This is a genomic window from Mesorhizobium ciceri biovar biserrulae (assembly GCF_001618845.1).
Classification (GTDB): Bacteria; Pseudomonadota; Alphaproteobacteria; order Rhizobiales; family Rhizobiaceae; genus Mesorhizobium; species Mesorhizobium ciceri.
The window spans coordinates 19,263-36,004 of record NZ_CP015064.1 but is presented as its reverse complement, the minus strand read 5'-3'; the positions used below and the strand labels follow the sequence as shown (position 1 = coordinate 36,004).

The following is a 16,742-nucleotide window of genomic DNA, read 5'->3' as shown; positions in this document are numbered from 1 at the left end:
GACAGGCGAGCGGATCAACCCGTTCAGCTTCACGAAAAAGTGGCTGTGGCTGCATCATGGCCGGTCGGGAAGCCAACGCCCTGGCGGAAGCGGGCTCGCGCCGGAACGGCGCGCCAAGGGCCGCATCCATGGTCACCCATCAATGACCCTGCAACTGTTTCCGCCGCCAGGACGCGGGCGCTTCGCCGACCCGCGCGCGAAAGAATCGTGAAAAATACGCCGGGTCGTCGAAGCCGATCTCGTAGGCGATGTCCTCGACCGAGCGTACGGTGAACAACAGCAGCCGCTTGGCCTCCAGCAGCCGTCGCTCACTGACGACGCGTTTGACGCCGCTGCCCAGCACCGCGCGGCTGGCCTTGTCGAGAAGATGCGGCGTCGTGGCCAGCGCCTCGACGTAGCGATCAACAGGCCAGTTGTCGCGGAAATGCGCATCGGCGAGCCGGCGCAGCCCCAACGCCAGTGAGGCATCCGAAGACGCCGTGGCACCCTTTGTCTCGGGACTGAGGCGCGCGATGTGGGAGAGCGCGACGGCGATCAGCGCCTGCAGGACCCTGTCATTGCCGGCTTGCGCCTCGGCGTATTCGGCGGCGATCATCTCCAGCACCGCCGCCAATCTGGCCCACGCTGCGTGCTGCGGCAGGCCGTCGGCAAAGACCGGCCGGTCCAGCGGCAGCAGGCTGTGAGCCGCGATGGCCGCAAGCGCGCCGTCGGCGACCGAGACGACGATGGCGTCGGTGCCGGGGCCGATCGAGAAGCCGTGCACGATAGTGCTCGGCACGAAACTCACGGCAGGCGCCGAAAAGTCCCAGGATCGGTCTTCGATACGGTAGGTACCGGAGCCGCTGGTCCAGAAGGTGATCTGACCCATCTGCGGGTGCTTGTGCGCGGCGACCTCACCAAGATGGATATTGCTGCGCGCAAGCACCGTCTCGACATGCAGAAAACCGACATCGAGCGGCCGCACCGGCTCGCCATAGACGAAGAAGTCGGGGATGGATCTCTGGCTCATGACGCCGGAAAAAGTCCAATCGGTTTTGCCGTTCCGTCCATAACCGATCGATGCCCAGGGCGCTAGGGTTACGGCTTAAGAGGAGGACCATCATGCGATCAGAAGACTTCCGCACCGATAAGGCACGCCCGTTCACCGGGGCCGAGTATCTGGAGAGCCTGCGCGATGGCCGCGAGGTCTATATCAACGGCGAACGCATTGCCGACGTCACCACGCATCCGGCGATGCGCAATTCGGCGCGGTCGCTGGCGCGCCTCTACGACGCCCTGCATGATCCAAAGCGGCGGGACGCGCTGACGTCACCAACCGACACCGGCTCGGGCGGCTACACCCACAAATATTTCCGCGTTGCCAAGTCTTCCGCCGAGCTTGTTGCCCAGCAGGCGGCGATCGCGGAGTGGTCGCGCATGTCCTATGGCTGGATGGGCCGCACGCCCGACTACAAGGCGGCGCTGATGAACACGCTCGGCGCCAATGCCGACTGGTACGGGCCGTTCAAGGACAATGCCCTGTCCTGGCACAAACGCGCGCAGGAAGCCGCGTTGTTCATGAACCACGCCATCGTCAACCCGCCGATCGACCGCCACAAGCCGGCTGAACAGGTGAAGGATGTCTTCGTCCACATCACCAGGGAGACGGATGCCGGCATCTACGTGTCCGGCGCCAAGGTGGTGGCGACGTCTTCGGCGCTGACGCACTACAATTTCCTGGCGCAAGGGTCGGCGACGGTGACCGAGGATCCGTCGCTGTCGGTGATGTTCATCGTGCCGATGAATGCGCCGGGGATAAAGATGTTCTGCCGCGTCTCCTACGAGCAGACGGCCAACACGGTGGCGGCACCCTTCGACTATCCGCTGTCGTCGCGCTTCGACGAGAACGACGCGATCCTGGTGCTCGACAATGTCTTCATCCCCTGGGAGGACGTTCTGGTGCTGCGCGATGCGCAAAAAATCCTGTCCTTCCATCCGGCCTCCGGCTTCATGCACGGCTACTGCTTCCAGGGCTGCACGCGCTTCGCCGTCAAGCTCGACTTCCTCGCCGGCCTGCTGGCCAAGGCGCTGCGCGCCACCGGCGGCGATGCTTTCCGCGGCAACCAGGCGGCACTGGGCGAGGTCATTGCGCTCAGGCACATGTTCTGGAGCTTTTCCAACGCCATGGCCTACAACCCGATCCCGTGGGCGAATGGCGCGGTGCTGCCCAACCTGGAAGCCGCGCTTGCCTACCGCACCTTCATGTCGGAAGCCTATCCGCGCGTCATCGACACCGTGCGCCGGGTGATCGCCTCGGGGCTGATCTACCTGCCGTCGTCGGTGCGCGACTTCAACAACCCCGAGATCGACAAATATCTGGCGCAATATGTGCGCGGCTCCAACGATATGGGCCACATCGAACGCATCAAGATCATGAAGCTGTTGTGGGATGCGACCGGCACCGAGTTCGGCGGCCGCCACGCGCTCTATGAGCTCAACTATGCCGGTGCGCCGGAAGAGGTACGGCTGCAGGTGCTGAAAGGCGCCGAGCGCGGCGGGCGGCTGAAGGCGATGGAAGAGCTGGTCGACACCTGCATGGCCGATTATGACGAGAATGGCTGGACCGGCGATACCTGGTTCAATCCGCTTGTCTCAACGGCCGAGTGAAATCACATGGCCACGCAGATTTCGAAAGCCGATTTCCGCGACGCCATGGCGAGGGTCTGCGCGCCGGTCAACATCGTCACCACAGACGGGCCGGCAGGACGCGGCGGCTTCACCGCCACCGCCATGTGCAGCGTCTCGGACGAGCCGCCGACGCTGCTCGTGTGCATGAACGGGCGCTCGACGCAGGCCGCCATGTTCCTGTCCAACCGGCGCTTCTGCGTCAACGTGCTGACGCATGCCCACATGCATCTGGCGGGAAAGTTCGCCGGCGCGACCAGGGACATGGAGGCGCGCTACGCCTCGGCGCGTTGGCAGACGCTGACCTCCGGCACGCCGGCGCTGTCGGATGCGATCGTCAACTTCGATTGCGAGATCGAGACTGTGCATGTCGTCGGCACGCACAATGTCATGATCGGCCGCGTCATCGATGTCCGGCACGGCAGCGGCGGCTCGGCCCTGCTCTATGTCGACCGGAATTATACGCAGCCGACACGGTTGGGCAGCTTTGGCGGGTGAGCCTGGACGAAACGGCCAGGACCGACCGCTCAGCTCTCGCCGTCGATCAAGCTCTCCAAGAGGTCGAGGAGCTGCTCCAGCTTCTCATGCCCAAAACGCTGTTCGATGTCGTCATAGATGACGCGACGCTCGGGCGACAGGGCGTCGATCAGGGCGGAGCCGGCAGGCGCAATGGTCAGCACGACGCGGCGGCCGTCGCCTTCGGCCTTGTTGCGGGTGATGAATTTGCGTCCCTCGAGCGCCTTGATGATGCGCGTCAGGCTGGGCGGCAAAACCGAGGCGCGATCGGCAAGTTCCGTCGCCTCGACCGGGCCGGCTTCGCTGAGCACACGCAGCACGCGCCATTGCTGTTCGGTCACGTCATGCGCCGCAAGCATCGGCCGAAACCGCGCCATCACCGCTTCGCGGGCATGAAGCAGCGCCATCGGCAGGGAACGACGGGTGTTTTCAGGCAGCAAAAAAGAGCCTCCCACGCTTGCGATCGAAACAGGCCTTCCCTCGGTCGAATCCGCCTGCCGGGGCCCGTTCCTGCCATCCCGTATCGTTGCGCCAAGGCCGATGCAAGACTTGACTTCGCGGATGCCGCATGTAATTAACGCGTTAACTACAACAAAGCAATAACCCAGGGAAACGAAGCGCCGTGCCTCACTTCTCCATCGAGTATTCGGCCAATCTCGATGCCAAGGTCGATATGGACGAATTGTGCGCGCTGGTGTTGCGCACAGTGCTGGACACCGGGCTGTTCGAGACCGGCGCCGTGCGGGTGCGGGCCTTTCGCGCCGAGGCCTACGCGATGGCCGACAGCCTGCCGGAAAACGCTTTTCTCGACATGTCGTTTCGCATCGGCACCGGCCGCAGCCCGGACGAGAAGAAGCGGACCGGCGAGGCTGTCTTCGCGGCGGTGAGCGAATACCTTGCCACCCTGTTCGAGACCCCGCATTTCGCTCTGTCGCTCGAAATCCGGGAAATCGACCCGGTGCTCAGTTGGAAGAAAAACGCAATCCACCCGCGGCTGCGCGGCAAGTGACGGAACCCGACATGTCCGACCTGCAAGGCAATCTGAAAAAGGCCGAGGCCTATCTGGCCCGCTTCAAGCGCGATGGCGTTTTGAACCAGATCGGCGGCGAGGCGGTGCCGGCCCTCGATGGCGCGACGTTCGAAACGCTGTCGCCGGTCGACCTCAAGCCGCTGGCAAGCGTCGCGCGCGGCGGCGCCGCCGACATCGACCGCGCCGCCAAGGCGGCGAAGGCGGCGTTCCCAGCCTGGGCGGCCATGCCTGGCGAGGCACGCAAGAAGCTGCTGCACAAAATCGCCGACGCAATCGAAGCGCGCGCCGAGGAGATCGCTTTTGTCGAATGCATGGATACCGGCCAGGCGCTGAAGTTCATGGCCAAGGCAGCGCTGCGCGGTGCCGAGAATTTCCGTTTCTTCGCCGACCGCGCGCCCGAAGCGCGCGACGGCGAGACACTGCGTACGACAGGCCAGGTCAATATGACGACGCGGGTGCCGATCGGCCCGGTCGGCATCATCACGCCGTGGAACACACCGTTCATGCTGTCGACGTGGAAGATTGCGCCAGCGCTGGCGGCCGGATGCACCGTGGTTCATAAGCCGGCTGAATTCTCGCCGCTGACCGCCCGCCTGCTGGTCGAGATCGCCGAGGAGGCCGGCCTGCCGAAAGGCGTATGGAACCTGGTCAACGGCCTTGGTGAAGACGCCGGCAAGGCGCTGACCGAGCATCCCGACATCAGGGCGATCGGTTTTGTCGGCGAAAGCCGCACCGGTTCGATGATCATGAAGCAAGGCGCCGGCACGCTGAAGCGCGTGCATTTCGAGCTTGGCGGCAAGAACCCTGTGATCGTCTTTGCCGACGCCGATCTCGAGCGCGCCGCCGACGCCGCCGTATTCATGATCTATTCGCTGAATGGCGAGCGCTGCACCTCGTCGTCGCGGCTTTTGGTCGAAGCCTCGATCTATGAAAGCTTCACCGCCAAAGTCGCGGAGAGGGCGAAGCGCATCGTCGTCGGCCACCCGCTCGATCCGAAAACGGTGGTCGGGCCGCTGATCCATCCGGTGCATGAAAAGAAGGTGCTGTCCTATATCGACATCGGCAGGTCGGAGGGGGCGACGCTGGCCGTCGGCGGCGGCAAGGTCGATGGACCGGGAGGCGGCTGTTATGTCGGCCCGACCCTGTTCACCAACGTGACCAACGGCATGCGCATCGCGCAGGAGGAGATTTTCGGGCCGGTGCTGAGCGCCATTGCGTTCAACGACGAGGCGGAAGCGCTGGCGCTGGCCAACGACACGCAATACGGCCTGACCGGCTATCTCTGGACCTCTGACGTCACCCGCGCCTTCCGTTTCACCGATGCGCTGGAGGCCGGCATGATCTGGGTTAACTCCGAGAACGTGCGGCATTTGCCGACCCCCTTCGGCGGCGTCAAGAATTCCGGCATCGGCCGCGACGGCGGCGACCATTCCTTCGACTTCTACATGGAGACGAAGAACGTCGCCTTCGCGACGACGGCGCACGCGATCCAGAAATTCGGCGGCTGACCGGAGGAAATCGGATGCCCTTGCCCAAACCCAATCTCTACCCCGCCTTCAACATCGTGCGCCTCAGCCATGTCGAGTTGGCCGTCACCGACCTCGCCAAATCCCGCGCCTTCTATGTCGACACGCTCGGCCTGCAGGTTACCGACGAGACATCAGGCGCCATCTACCTGCGCGCCATGGAGGAACGTGGCCATCACTGCATCGTGCTGCGCAAGGCGACGACGCCGGAAGCGCGCGACCTCGGCTTCAAGGTCTTTTCGGACGAGGACCTCAATAAGGCCGAGTATTTCTTCAAGGGCAAGGGCCTGCCGGTGGAATGGGTCGAGCGGCCCTACCAGTCGCGCACTTTTCGGACGCGCGACCCGCACGGGATTCCGCTGGAGTTCTATGCCCAGATGGAAAGGCTGCCGCCGATCCATCAGAAATATGCGCTCTACAAGGGCGTCAAGCCGCTGCGCATCGACCACTTCAACTGCTTCTCGCCCAATGTCGACGAGTCCATCGCCTTCTACAACGAGCTCGGTTTTCGCGTCACCGAATACACCGAGGATGCCGCAACCGGGAAGCTTTGGGCAGCTTGGACGCACCGCAAGGGCGGCGTCCACGACATCGCCTTCACCAACGGCATCGGCCCGCGCCTGCATCATGTCGCCTTCTGGGTGCCGACGCCGCTCAACATCATCGACCTGCTCGACCTGATGGCGACCACGGGCTATTTGCCGAACATCGAACGCGGCCCCGGCCGGCACGGCATTTCCAACGCCTTCTTCCTTTATGTCCGCGACCCGGACAACCACCGCATCGAGATCTACTGCTCGGACTACCAGACGGTCGATCCGGACCTGGAGCCGATCAAGTGGGACCTCAAGGACCCGCAGCGCCAGACGCTGTGGGGCGCACCGGCGCCGAAAAGCTGGTTCGAGGAGGGCAGTGCGTTTGCCGGGGCGGAGGCGCGCCAGCCGGATTTGGCGGCTTCGCCGATCATTGCGCCGTGAGTGGATTCTAATCGATGTCAGCGTTCCTTCGCGCCCCCCTCTGTCTTGCCGGACATCTACCCCTCAAGGGGGGAGATTGGCTAGGCCCATGGTCAGCGCCTCTCTTGCAGCGTTGGAAATTGGCGAAGGCAGAGATGACATCCGATCTCCCCCCAGGAGGGGGAGATGTCCGGCAGGACAGAGGGGGGCGCCGTAGAGCTCCAACCTCGCCCACCACCATCGCCGGAGCCGCAGCATGAACCACGCACGGCTCGCCACCTTCACCGTCGGCGGCAAGGCGCGCTATGGCGCGGTCACCAGCAAGGGTGTCGTCGACCTGTCGGCGCGCCACGGCCAGTGGCCGACGCTGCGGGAGGTGATCGAGGCCGGCGCCTTGCGGCGGCTGGCGGAAGAGGCAGAGGCCTTCCCAGTCGATTTCCCGCTCGACGCCATTGCCTACGAAATTCCGATCCCTTCGCCGGAAAAGATCATCTGCGTCGGCGTCAACTACCCCGACCGCAACGAGGAGTACAAGGACGGCCAGGCAGCACCCTCGAATCCGTCGCTGTTCGTCCGTTTTCCCCGCTCCTTCGTCGGCCATGGCGCGCCGCTGGTGCGGCCGCCGGAATCCCCGCAGCTCGACTATGAGGGTGAAATCGTCATCGTCATCGGCAAGGCGGGACGGCGCATTGCCGAGGCCAACGCGCTCAGCCATATTGCGGCACTGTCGCTGTGCAATGAAGGCACCATCCGCGACTGGGTGCGGCATGCCAAGTTCAACGTCACGCAAGGCAAGAATTTCGACCGCACCGGCTCGATCGGCCCTTGGCTGGTGCCGTTCACCCACGAGGCGCAGATCGCCGACATCGCGCTGACCACCCGCGTCAATGGCGAAATCCGCCAGCAGGACCGCACCAGCCGGATGATCTTCTCGTTTCGCAAGATTATCGCCTATGTCTCGACCTTCACCACGCTGGTGCCGGGCGACATCATCGTCACCGGCACGCCGACGGGCGCCGGCGCCCGCTTCGAGCCGCCGATCTGGCTGAAGCCCGGCGACGTCATCGAGGTCGAGGCAGACGGCATCGGCGTGCTGCGCAACAGCGTCGTCGACGAGGAAGCAGCATGACCCCGGAGCAAGTGGAAGACGCCGCGGCACGGCTGTTCGAGGCCGAGCGCTCACGCCGCCAGATCCGGCTGCTCAGCCTCGATTTTCCCGAGGCGACGATGGAGGATGCCTATCGCGTGCAGGCAGCGCTGGTGACGCGCAAGATCGATGCCGGGCTGAAGCCGAAGGGCTGGAAGATCGGCCTGACCTCCAAGGCGATGCAATATGCGCTCGCCATCGACACGCCGGATTCGGGCGTGCTGTTCGACGACATGTTCTTCAATGATGGCGCGACCATTCCCGCCGGCAGCTTCATCCAGCCGCGTGTCGAGGCCGAGATCGCCTTCATCATGAAGGCGCCTCTGAAAGGCCCCGGCGTGACGATCTCCGACGTGCTCAACGCCACCGACTACATCACGCCGGCGCTCGAAATCCTCGATACGCGCATCGAGCGCGTCAATGCGGAGACGAAGAAGGCGCGTACCTTCTTCGACACCATTTCGGACAATGCCGCCAATGCCGGCATCGTCATCGGCGGCCGGCCGCAGCGGCCTGATGAGACCGACATGCGCTGGATCGGCGCCATCGTTTCGCGCAATGCCGAGGTCGAGGAGACCGGGCTTGGCGCCGGCGTGCTCAACCATCCGGCGATGGGCATTGCCTGGCTGGCCGACAGGCTCGCCCGCTACGGCATGTCGATCGCTGCCGGCGAGGTCGTTCTCTCCGGGTCGTTCGTGCGTCCGGTCGAGGCGCGACCCGGCGACACGATCGTCGCCGATTTCGGCAGTTCGGGCACGGTCAGCATCCATTTCGCGAAGGGCTGACGGTTCCGCCAGTTCTTATCAATCGGCCTTATTCGCCATGCAGATAGGCAATCACCACATCGGCTGCGATGGCCGACATGCGCAAGCCGACCTCCCTGGTGATGTCGCCTTCGACGCGGCTCTGCACCCAGCCGAGGAAGGCGAAGGCCCGCAAGGCAGAAAACAGCGGCAGCGCGGCGATGTCGCGCGCCGTCAGTTCGCGCTCCTGCCGATAGCCCTTGAGCAAAGCGGCCTCGATCAGCGGATAGATCGCCTCATCCCGGTTCTGGTAAAGCGCGACGGCAAGGTCGTACATGTGCCAGCCATGGCCGCAATCGTCGAAGTCGATGATGCGGATCGCACCATTATGGACGAGCACATTCTCGCGCACCAGGTCGGCGTGGATGATGCCGAAATTGCGGGCACTGCGTTCATACGTCAATAGCGCGCGCACGGCCTTTTCGCGCGCCCGCAAAACCAGTTCGCGGCGAGGACCGTCGAGGAAGGGCGAGGTCTCGAAACGCCCCCAATTCGGGTTCGCGCCGAAGAAGCCGTCGAAATCCCAGGCATGGCGGGCAAAGCCGGACGGAGGCGTCCAGGCTGCTGTGACATTGTGCATGTGGGCGATGGTTCGCCCGATCTCGGTAAAGATCTGTCTTGCCTGCTCGGGCGTAAAATCCAGCGGCACGCCTCGCGCGCCGACGGCGCGGCCTTCCAGCCAGCTCAGGCAATCGACTTGCCGGGGTTGCATTGAGGCGTTCGCGCTGACAAGCACGAACAGATCGCCAGCCGGCGTGGCGACCGCAGATGGCGTGGCGATGCCGGCCGATTGCAGAAAACCCATCCATTGCAGTTCCGAGCGCAGGGCGGCGTCCGTGTGATAGCCAAGCCGGTGAATGCGCATGGCGGCCGGCTGGCCATCGGGTAGACGGATCCGGAAGACCGCGTTCTCGCGGAATTTCAGCAGCTCCGGCTCACCCTCATCAATGCCCCAATGGGCGAGCGCGCGCCTGGCCAGCGCCGTGACATCGGCTGCCGTCTCTGGTTCGGATTGCGCGGAGACTGCGCTCACGCCTTCACTCCGCCGACTTCGCCAAGCACTTCGTCGAGGACGCCGATCAGGAAGTCGGCATTGTCGCGGGAGAACGGCATTGGCGGGCGGATCTTCAACACATTGCCGTGGATGCCGGTCTTGCCCATCAGCACGCCGCGCTGGCGCATCCGGTTGGCGACCTGCTCGGCAATGTCGGGCGCCGGTTCGCGCGTCTTGCGGTCGTGAACCAGTTCGGCGCCGAAGAACAGGCCAGCGCCCCTGACCTCGCCGATACATTCATGGCGATCGGCGAGCGGGCGCAGCAGGTTGAGTGCATAGGCGCCGACGTCACGCGCGTTGGCAACGAGATCTTCCTGCTCGATGACGTCGAGAACGGCATTGGCCACCGCGCAGGAAACCGGATTGCCGCCGAAGGTGTTGAAATAACGGAAGGCGTTGCGGAAGGTCGCCAATATCTCCCTTGATGTGACCACGGCGGCGATTGGATGGCCGTTGCCCATCGGCTTGCCCATGGTGACGATGTCGGGAACGAAACCGGCGCGCTGGTGGCCCCAGAAATGGCTGCCGGTGCGGCCGAAACCGGGCTGCACCTCATCGGCGATGACCAGTCCGCCGGCGTCACGCACCGCGCGCATCGCGTCGTCGAAAAAGTCGGATGGGAGCGTCGGGAAGCCTTCATTGGCGAGCAGCGGACAAAGGATGATGCCGGACAGGCCGATACCGTCCTTTGCCAGCGCGGCGATGGCTTCGCGCACCGCGTCGCCAAAGGCTTTGCCGTTGGCCATCGCATCCGGATGGCGATAGCTGTCAGGCGCCGGCACCAGCCTGACGTGGCGGGCGCGGCCGCCGACCGGCGGCATGCGGGTGCTGAGCTGCGAAACCGCCGCGGTGTTGCCATGATAGGTGGCGTCGGTGGCGATGATACCCATGCGGCCGGTGGCGGCCTGCGCCATGCGCAGCGCGATGTCGTTGGCCTCGCTGCCGGTGCAGGTCAGGATGGCGGTCGACAGGCTGGCATCGAAGGTCGCGGTCAGCCGCTCGACATAGTCGAGGATGGCGGTGTGAAGATAGCGCGTGTGGGTGTTGAGCAGGCTTGCCTGCCGGCACAGGGCCTCGACCACATAGGGGTGGCAGTGGCCGACATGGGCGACATTGTTGTACGCGTCGAGATATTTGCGGCCGTCGGCATCGTAGAGCCAGACGCCTTCGCCGCGCACCAGGTGCACGGGCTCGTCATAGAACAATTGCGATTTCGCACCGAGCAGGCGCGAGCGCCGGCTAACCAGCGCTTCTTGCGGTTGAGTCATTGCGTCTCGAAACTCCGTTCTCTCCAATAACCGTCAGACCTTCGACAGGCCTGCATCCAATGCTTCGCCGATCCTCGCGACATCCGCGGCGCTGACGATAAGCGGCGGCGACAGGATGATGGCGTTACCGGAGACGCGCAGCATGACGCCGGCCTCGTAGGCCGCCTCCGAAACCAATGCCATGGTCTTCTTGTCGGCGGGCTTTTTCGTCGCGCGGTCCGAGACCAGCTCCAGTGCCGCCATCAGGCCCTTGTACCGGACATCGCCGACGATCGCATGCTTCGCCTTCAGCCCCTCCAGCACGGCTGCGAGTTCGACACCACGCGCGGCCGCGTTCTCGTTCAGGCGCAGCCGTTTGGTCTCGGCAAGCGCCGCCAGACCCGCGGCGCAGCCGACAGGATGGCCGGAATAGGTATAGCCATGGCCGATGGCGCCGAAGCTGGTCTTGTCGGCCTCGAAGACATCGGCGACCTTGGCGCCGATCAAAGTGGCGCCGAGCGGGAAATAACCCGAAGTGATCGCCTTGGCGATGGTCATGAAATCGGGCTTCACGCCGGACAGCCGCGAGCCCGACCAGGCGCCGGTGCGGCCGAAGCCGGTGACAACTTCATCGGCGATCAAAAGGATCTCGTGGCGGTCGCAGATCTCGCGCACCAGCGGCATGAAGCTCTCATGCGGAACGATGACGCCGCCGGCGCCGAGAACCGGCTCCATGATGAAAGCGGCGATGGTATCGCCGCCCTGGAAGGCGATTTCGTCCTCCAGCGCCTTGGCGCAGAGTTTTGCCAGCCGCACTGGGTCGGTCTCATCGAACGGGTTGCGGAAGGTCCAGGGCGCGGGAATGTGGAAGACGCCCGGCAGCAGCGGCTCGTAGTTGCGGCGGAAATTGGCATTGCCGTTGACCGACGCGCCGCCGAAATGCGTGCCGTGATAGCCTTTCTTCAAGGCGATGAATTTGGTGCGGTCGGCCTGGCCACGGATCTTCCAGTACTGCCGCGCCAGCCGAAGTGCCGTTTCGACCGAATCCGAGCCGCCCGAAGTGAAAAACGTCCGCACCATGCCTTCTGGCTCGAACCATTCGCAGAGTTCGTAGGCGAGCTCGATCGACGGGCCGGTCGAGGTGCCGCGAAAGCCGGAATAATAGGGCAGCGCGCCAAGCTGGTCGGCGATCGCTTTCTTGATCGGGTCGCAGCTGTAGCCGAGATTGACGTTCCACAGGCCGCCGACGGCGTCGAGCACGGTGTTGCCGGCGATGTCGGTGACCATCACACCCTCGCCTTTCATGATCACCTTTGGCGGGTTGGCCCGCATCTCGGCCGGATGCGCCATCGGATGCCAGATCGGCTTGGCGTTGGTTTCGGTGAGAAAATTGATGTCGCGCATAATGGACTCCGCAAAAATCTCAGGCAACTGGGACGAGGTCGAAATGGCCGAGGGCCTCGGCATAGGAATGAGCCGGGCGAGCGACGTCGAAATGCACCGTGCGCATGCCGGCAGCACAGCCGCCATCGACATTGCGCCGCTGGTCGTCGACGAAGACGCAAGCGCCGGCCGGCACGCCGAGCGCCTCGGTGACGAAGGCATAGGCACGCGGGTCGGGCTTGAGGATGCCGGTGTAAGTGGCGTCGATGATCACATCGAAGAGGCCAAGCAACGGCAGCCGCTGGCGGAAGTCGGCGCCGTAGAACAGGTCGAGTTCATTGGACAGGATGGCCAGTCGAAAACCGGCGGCATGCACCGTGCGAATGGTGCTGTCAGCCTCCGGCCGCACCACCTTTTCCGGCTCGGCCCCTCGCGCGCGCCGGACGAAGGTCTCCATCGCCTGCCAGTCCTCGCCCACCAGACGGCCGACCTCGCTTGTGCGTGTGCGCCAATAGTCACGCTCGCTGATCTCGTCGGCCTGCATGGCGCGCCACAGCGGATCGCTGCCCGGATCGAACGGCCCGCGCCATTGCAGCGTCCCCGGCGCGAGGCCGAGCGCCTGTTCGGTCAAGGCGTGGGTCTCGAACAGCGTGCGGGTGACGACGCCGCCGAAATCGAGGACAAGCGCCTGGGCGGGAACAGCACTCACGCCGCCACTCCCTCGGCCGGCTTGCCGCGCGGGACGATGCCTTCCTCGACCCAGCGGTCGAAGATCTCGAGCGCCTTGCCGACGAAGTCGTCGCTGTTGATGTGAGCGTCGATCTCGTGGAACTCGACGCCGGCGGGAATGACCTTGCGAATTTCGTCAGTGAAGGCGGCCAGGGCTTCCGGCTCATAGAGCGGCTCGCCCTCCACGTCCCATTCCTGGATGCCCTGGGACGGCAGGATGAAGGCGGAGCGGCCTCTGGCGGCACCGAGCTTGGCGGCGATGGTCCTGGCGACCTGGCGGCGATCGTCGGCATCGACGGTGATCGAAGCGATCAGCCTGTTGTGGGCATGAAACGGTCGCGTCGAGAATTTAGCCGGCAAATCCTGCCAGGTCGGCAGGTCGACCATGTCGACCGCGCCGGGTGCTGCGATCTGCGGAACGCCGCGGGCACCGGCATTCTCCAGCCGGTCGGTGCCGGAACTGACGACGGAGCCCGCGAGATGGTTGGTGATTTCCTGCAGGCTGAAGTCGAACACCGCGCAAAAATGGTCTTGGCCGGCAATCGATTCGAAGGCGCGGCCGCCCATTCCGGTGGTGTGGAAGACGGCAACGTCATAGCCGCGCTGTTCCAGCGCCGGCTTCAGCGTCTTCATGTAGCGCAGGCAGCTGCTGCCGAGCGAGGTCATGCCGATGGTCGGTCCGATTGCCGGAGCCGACATGCGAGTCTCCAGCACGATCCTGGCCGCGCCGACGACCGCACCACAGGCCTGTGACAGGACCAGCCTGCAGATCGAGTTGAGGCCGTACAGCCCGCCCGCCCAGAGGATCATCATCAGGTCGGGCGCGACGCGCTCGGGTGGGATGAGGTGCGAATAGGCGATGGTCGAGACGACGAATTTCGGCACGCCGAGCGGCAGGCAAAGCGCCACGTCGAGCGCCAGATCGGTTCCCATCGAACCGCCGATGGCGATGAAGGCGTCGATCTCGCCGTTTTGATGGAGCTTGCGCACCAGTTGCACGGCGCCGCCGGCCATCAGCGTCATGGCGGTGTTCTCGTCACCACTCGAAACGATCTCGGCGATCGTCACATCCACCGCCCGCGCCACGGCGTGCTTATCGTGGTCCGGGCTGTAGGGCGGGTCGCCCAGCACGCTGACATCCATCATCACGGCGCTGCCGCCCGACTGCTCGATGCACTGTTTCATGAACAACAGCTCTTCGGCCTTTGTGTCGCCCGTGCCGATGACCAGGATGCGGGGCGCAGTCTCCGAGGGCATCAGGCCTGCCTCCTCAGGGTTTGCAGGTTCTCGCCGTTGAGGCGCATCGAAATTTCCCGTGCCGCTTCCATCACCGCAAGTCCCCGTTCCGCGATCGCGGCTGCCGTGGTTCTGGCCTTCGGCGCGGCCACCGCGATGGTGCCGAGCGCAAAGCCATCCGCCCCGCGGATTGCCGCCGCGACGCTGATCACACCTTCCTCATAACCCTGGTCGCAGATCGAATAGCCGCGCTCGCGCGCCTCGCCCATGGATCTTGAGATGGCGGCCGGCTCGATCAGCGTATGAGCCGTGAAGGCATCGAGCGAACCCGTCAGGCACGCCCTGACGATCTCGTCGCGGGCGAAGGCCAGATAGGCGATGCCCGACGCGGTCGAATGCAAAGGCAGCAACTGACCGATGTCGATGTTGACCCGGTTTGCCCATGCTGGATGCTCGACGTGGACGGTGACCAGCCTGTCGACGCCGAATTCCGACAAATGCACGGTCTCGGCCGTCGATGCGGCCAGGTCCCGCACCAGCGGAACGGCCGTCTGCAGGAAGGGAAAGCGCGCCTCGCGGATGCGCGCCAGCCGCGACAGCCCGGCGCCGAGGCGATAGTGCCGCGTACCCGCATCCTGCTCGACGAAACCACGGCCGGCCAGCGCTACCAGCAGCCGCCTTGTCGTCGCCTTGTCGAAGCCCGAGCGGCGCGCCAGATCGGACAGGCCGAGCTCGGGCTCGTCGACGTTGAACAGCTCCAGAAGCGAGATCGCTTTTCCGACCGTACTCAAATTTGCCTCCCGGTTTGGGACAATCATTTAACGTGTGAATTAACTTGACAGGCATCAGCATTGTTTGCAAGTCTATATTCAAAATAACGGTTCAAATAATGAACCAACCACCAGAGTGCATGGGACAGGCCATTCGGCCGGCGAACTCAAGGGTTTGCAAACAGGAGGGATCAATGACAGCAGTCTCGGAACAGGCGCCGGCCAACAGGCTGCGCAAGAACAGTCTTGGCGTCGGCGCCATCACCTTCATGGTGATTTCTGCGGCCGCCCCACTCACGGCAGTCGCCGGCGGCACGCCGCTTGGCATGCTGATGGGCAATGGCGCCGGCTTTGCCGGCACCTATCTCATCGTGACCGTGCTGCTGCTTTTGTTCGCGGTCGGCTATGTCGCCATGTCACGCCATGTCGGCAATGCCGGCGCCTTCTATGCCTATGCCGCACGCGGCCTCGGCAGCATGGCCGGCGGCGCCACGGCGCTGATCGCCATCCTGTCCTACAACGCCATGCAGATCGGCGTCATGGGCCTGCTGGGCGCCGCAACCGCCGGCCTATTCGCCGGCTGGGGCATCAACCTGCCCTGGTGGGTGTGGAGCTTCATCGCCATCGCGCTGGTCGCCGTGCTCGGCTATCGGCAGGTCGACCTCTCCGCCAAGATCCTGACGGTGCTGGTGCTGTGCGAATATCTTGTGGTGCTGATCCTCGATATCGCCATCCTCAAGACCGGCGGCGATAGCGGCCTGTCGGCGGCGCCATTCAGCTGGAGCCAGATCGTCAGCGGCTCGCCGGCCATCGCCATCCTGTTCTGCTTCGCCGCCTTCATCGGTTTCGAGGCGACGACGATCTATGCCGAGGAAGCCCGCGACCCAAAGGTCACCATTCCGCGCGCCACCTATTTCTCGGTCGTGCTGATCGGCGTCTTCTACATGCTCACGGCATGGCTGATGGCGGTCGGCGCCGGTGTCGACAAATTGCTGCCGACGCTGCAGGGATTGCAGGATCCGACGACCTTCCTGTTCGGCCTGTCCGACCGCTACGCCGGCACGATGCTTTCGCAGGCGATGAGCATCCTGTTCGTGTCGAGCCTGTTTGCCGGCGTGCTGGCGTTCCACAATGCGGTTGCGCGCTACATCTACGTCTCGGGCCGCGAGAAGCTGTTGCCGCAGACGATTGGCGTGACGCATCCGGTGCACCAGAGCCCACATGTCGCTTCCGTCATCCAGAGCGTGCTCGCCGCGGTCGTTGTCGGCCTGTTCGCCGTGCTCGGCCTCGATCCGGTGCTGGCGCTGTTTTCGTGGCTGACCAATGTCGCGACGCTCGGTGTCATCGTGATGATGGCGGTGGCATCGCTTGCCGTGGTGATGTTCTTCCGCGCCAACCCGGCAGCCCACGAGAATGCGCTGAAGACCACCATCCTGCCCGGGCTGACCTTCATCGCCTTCGTCATCATCATCTATTTGATCGTCATCAATTTCGGCAGCCTGTCGGGAGCCGGCGGTTTCCTTGGCGTGTTCCTGCCGGGGCTGGTGCTGATCGCCGCGATCGTCGGCCTGCTGCTGGCCAGCGCGCTGAAGAGCCGCGATCCGGTCGCGTTCAAAAACCTCGGCCAGCCGCTGAAAGATTGAGAAAAGCAAAGGGGCGGCATGCCACGCCGCCCCTTACA

Annotated in this window: 16 protein-coding genes; 8 read left to right on the top strand and 8 right to left on the bottom strand. The window is 64.4% G+C overall.

Features of this window, described 5'->3' with window-relative positions; all coding sequences use genetic code 11:
- Positions 1 to 139: 139 nt before the first annotated feature.
- Complete coding sequence (locus tag A4R29_RS00155; protein ID WP_063170920.1) at positions 140 to 1,009, bottom strand: helix-turn-helix domain-containing protein; 870 nt, start codon at positions 1,007 to 1,009, stop codon at positions 140 to 142.
- 92 nt (positions 1,010 to 1,101) lie between these two features.
- Between A4R29_RS00155 and A4R29_RS00150 the strand changes: the two genes are divergently transcribed.
- Together A4R29_RS00150 and A4R29_RS00145 are read left to right on the top strand one after the other, a co-directional pair.
- The gene (locus tag A4R29_RS00150) at positions 1,102 to 2,646 is read left to right on the top strand and encodes a 4-hydroxyphenylacetate 3-hydroxylase N-terminal domain-containing protein (protein ID WP_027161136.1); all 1,545 of its coding nucleotides are present in this window, start codon (positions 1,102 to 1,104) and stop codon (positions 2,644 to 2,646) included.
- Between the two features lie 6 nt (positions 2,647 to 2,652).
- Positions 2,653 to 3,162, top strand: coding sequence for a flavin reductase (locus A4R29_RS00145; RefSeq protein ID WP_063170919.1), 510 nt, complete (start codon positions 2,653 to 2,655; stop codon positions 3,160 to 3,162).
- Between the two features lie 29 nt (positions 3,163 to 3,191).
- Here the strand turns inward: A4R29_RS00145 and hpaR are convergent, their stop codons facing one another.
- Positions 3,192 to 3,587: a homoprotocatechuate degradation operon regulator HpaR gene (gene hpaR, locus A4R29_RS00140; protein ID WP_224620863.1), complete on the bottom strand. Its 396-nt coding sequence runs from the start codon at positions 3,585 to 3,587 to the stop codon at positions 3,192 to 3,194.
- Between the two features lie 215 nt (positions 3,588 to 3,802).
- Here hpaR and A4R29_RS00135 point away from each other — a divergent pair, with 215 nt between their 5' ends.
- The 5 genes from A4R29_RS00135 to hpaH all read left to right on the top strand — a co-directional run bounded on the left by A4R29_RS00135 (position 3,803) and on the right by hpaH (position 8,624).
- Entirely contained in the window at positions 3,803 to 4,189 is a 387-nt protein-coding gene (locus A4R29_RS00135) for a 5-carboxymethyl-2-hydroxymuconate Delta-isomerase (RefSeq protein ID WP_013528543.1), read from the top strand.
- Between the two features lie 11 nt (positions 4,190 to 4,200).
- Positions 4,201 to 5,718: a 5-carboxymethyl-2-hydroxymuconate semialdehyde dehydrogenase gene (gene hpaE, locus A4R29_RS00130; RefSeq protein WP_063173503.1), complete on the top strand. Its 1,518-nt coding sequence runs from the start codon at positions 4,201 to 4,203 to the stop codon at positions 5,716 to 5,718.
- A 14-nt stretch (positions 5,719 to 5,732) separates the two neighbouring features.
- On the top strand, positions 5,733 to 6,713 hold the full coding sequence (gene hpaD, locus A4R29_RS00125; protein WP_063170918.1) for a 3,4-dihydroxyphenylacetate 2,3-dioxygenase: 981 nt from the start codon (positions 5,733 to 5,735) through the stop codon (positions 6,711 to 6,713).
- 235 nt (positions 6,714 to 6,948) lie between these two features.
- Entirely contained in the window at positions 6,949 to 7,821 is an 873-nt protein-coding gene (locus tag A4R29_RS00120) for a fumarylacetoacetate hydrolase family protein (RefSeq protein WP_063170917.1), read from the top strand.
- On the top strand, positions 7,818 to 8,624 hold the full coding sequence (hpaH, locus tag A4R29_RS00115) for a 2-oxo-hept-4-ene-1,7-dioate hydratase (protein ID WP_063170916.1): 807 nt from the start codon (positions 7,818 to 7,820) through the stop codon (positions 8,622 to 8,624). The genes A4R29_RS00120 and hpaH overlap by 4 nt, the downstream gene beginning before the upstream one ends.
- Positions 8,625 to 8,652: 28 nt before the next feature.
- Here hpaH and A4R29_RS00110 read toward each other — a convergent pair whose 3' ends face one another.
- From A4R29_RS00110 to A4R29_RS00085, 6 genes are read right to left on the bottom strand one after another with little or no spacing between them, the layout of a single operon-like run.
- Positions 8,653 to 9,675, bottom strand: coding sequence for a phosphotransferase enzyme family protein (locus tag A4R29_RS00110; protein WP_063170915.1), 1,023 nt, complete (start codon positions 9,673 to 9,675; stop codon positions 8,653 to 8,655).
- Positions 9,672 to 10,964 (bottom strand): aminotransferase class III-fold pyridoxal phosphate-dependent enzyme, encoded by a 1,293-nt coding sequence (locus tag A4R29_RS00105; protein WP_063170914.1) that lies wholly within the window; start codon positions 10,962 to 10,964, stop codon positions 9,672 to 9,674. Before A4R29_RS00105 ends, A4R29_RS00110 begins: the two co-directional genes overlap by 4 nt.
- Before the next feature lie 33 nt (positions 10,965 to 10,997).
- Positions 10,998 to 12,347: an aminotransferase class III-fold pyridoxal phosphate-dependent enzyme gene (locus A4R29_RS00100; protein ID WP_063170913.1), complete on the bottom strand. Its 1,350-nt coding sequence runs from the start codon at positions 12,345 to 12,347 to the stop codon at positions 10,998 to 11,000.
- Positions 12,348 to 12,366: 19 nt separating this feature from the next.
- Positions 12,367 to 13,035 (bottom strand): HAD family hydrolase, encoded by a 669-nt coding sequence (locus tag A4R29_RS00095; protein WP_024502132.1) that lies wholly within the window; start codon positions 13,033 to 13,035, stop codon positions 12,367 to 12,369.
- Complete coding sequence (locus A4R29_RS00090) at positions 13,032 to 14,312, bottom strand: Tm-1-like ATP-binding domain-containing protein (RefSeq protein WP_063170912.1); 1,281 nt, start codon at positions 14,310 to 14,312, stop codon at positions 13,032 to 13,034. The genes A4R29_RS00095 and A4R29_RS00090 overlap by 4 nt, the downstream gene beginning before the upstream one ends.
- The gene (locus tag A4R29_RS00085) at positions 14,312 to 15,082 is read right to left on the bottom strand and encodes an IclR family transcriptional regulator (protein WP_063173502.1); all 771 of its coding nucleotides are present in this window, start codon (positions 15,080 to 15,082) and stop codon (positions 14,312 to 14,314) included. Before A4R29_RS00085 ends, A4R29_RS00090 begins: the two co-directional genes overlap by 1 nt.
- 173 nt (positions 15,083 to 15,255) lie before the next feature.
- On the opposite strand from A4R29_RS00085, the gene A4R29_RS00080 reads away from it, so the two are divergent.
- Positions 15,256 to 16,704 (top strand): APC family permease, encoded by a 1,449-nt coding sequence (locus A4R29_RS00080; RefSeq protein WP_063170911.1) that lies wholly within the window; start codon positions 15,256 to 15,258, stop codon positions 16,702 to 16,704.
- The last annotated feature ends 38 nt before the right edge of the window (positions 16,705 to 16,742 follow it).

What these genes read in the sequence shown, in the direction of transcription:
- hpaR (WP_224620863.1), bottom strand. Translation starts at nt 3,587, where the DNA reads ATGGCGCTGCTTCATGCCCGCGAAGCGGTGATGGCGCGGTTTCGGCCG.
- A4R29_RS00155 (WP_063170920.1), bottom strand. Translation starts at nt 1,009, where the DNA reads ATGAGCCAGAGATCCATCCCCGACTTCTTCGTCTATGGCGAGCCGGTG.
- A4R29_RS00100 (WP_063170913.1), bottom strand. Translation starts at nt 12,347, where the DNA reads ATGCGCGACATCAATTTTCTCACCGAAACCAACGCCAAGCCGATCTGG.
- hpaH (WP_063170916.1), top strand. Translation starts at nt 7,818, where the DNA reads ATGACCCCGGAGCAAGTGGAAGACGCCGCGGCACGGCTGTTCGAGGCC.
- A4R29_RS00090 (WP_063170912.1), bottom strand. Translation starts at nt 14,312, where the DNA reads ATGCCCTCGGAGACTGCGCCCCGCATCCTGGTCATCGGCACGGGCGAC.
- A4R29_RS00105 (WP_063170914.1), bottom strand. Translation starts at nt 10,964, where the DNA reads ATGACTCAACCGCAAGAAGCGCTGGTTAGCCGGCGCTCGCGCCTGCTC.
- A4R29_RS00150 (WP_027161136.1), top strand. Translation starts at nt 1,102, where the DNA reads ATGCGATCAGAAGACTTCCGCACCGATAAGGCACGCCCGTTCACCGGG.
- A4R29_RS00080 (WP_063170911.1), top strand. Translation starts at nt 15,256, where the DNA reads ATGACAGCAGTCTCGGAACAGGCGCCGGCCAACAGGCTGCGCAAGAAC.
- A4R29_RS00145 (WP_063170919.1), top strand. Translation starts at nt 2,653, where the DNA reads ATGGCCACGCAGATTTCGAAAGCCGATTTCCGCGACGCCATGGCGAGG.
- hpaD (WP_063170918.1), top strand. Translation starts at nt 5,733, where the DNA reads ATGCCCTTGCCCAAACCCAATCTCTACCCCGCCTTCAACATCGTGCGC.
- hpaE (WP_063173503.1), top strand. Translation starts at nt 4,201, where the DNA reads ATGTCCGACCTGCAAGGCAATCTGAAAAAGGCCGAGGCCTATCTGGCC.
- A4R29_RS00120 (WP_063170917.1), top strand. Translation starts at nt 6,949, where the DNA reads ATGAACCACGCACGGCTCGCCACCTTCACCGTCGGCGGCAAGGCGCGC.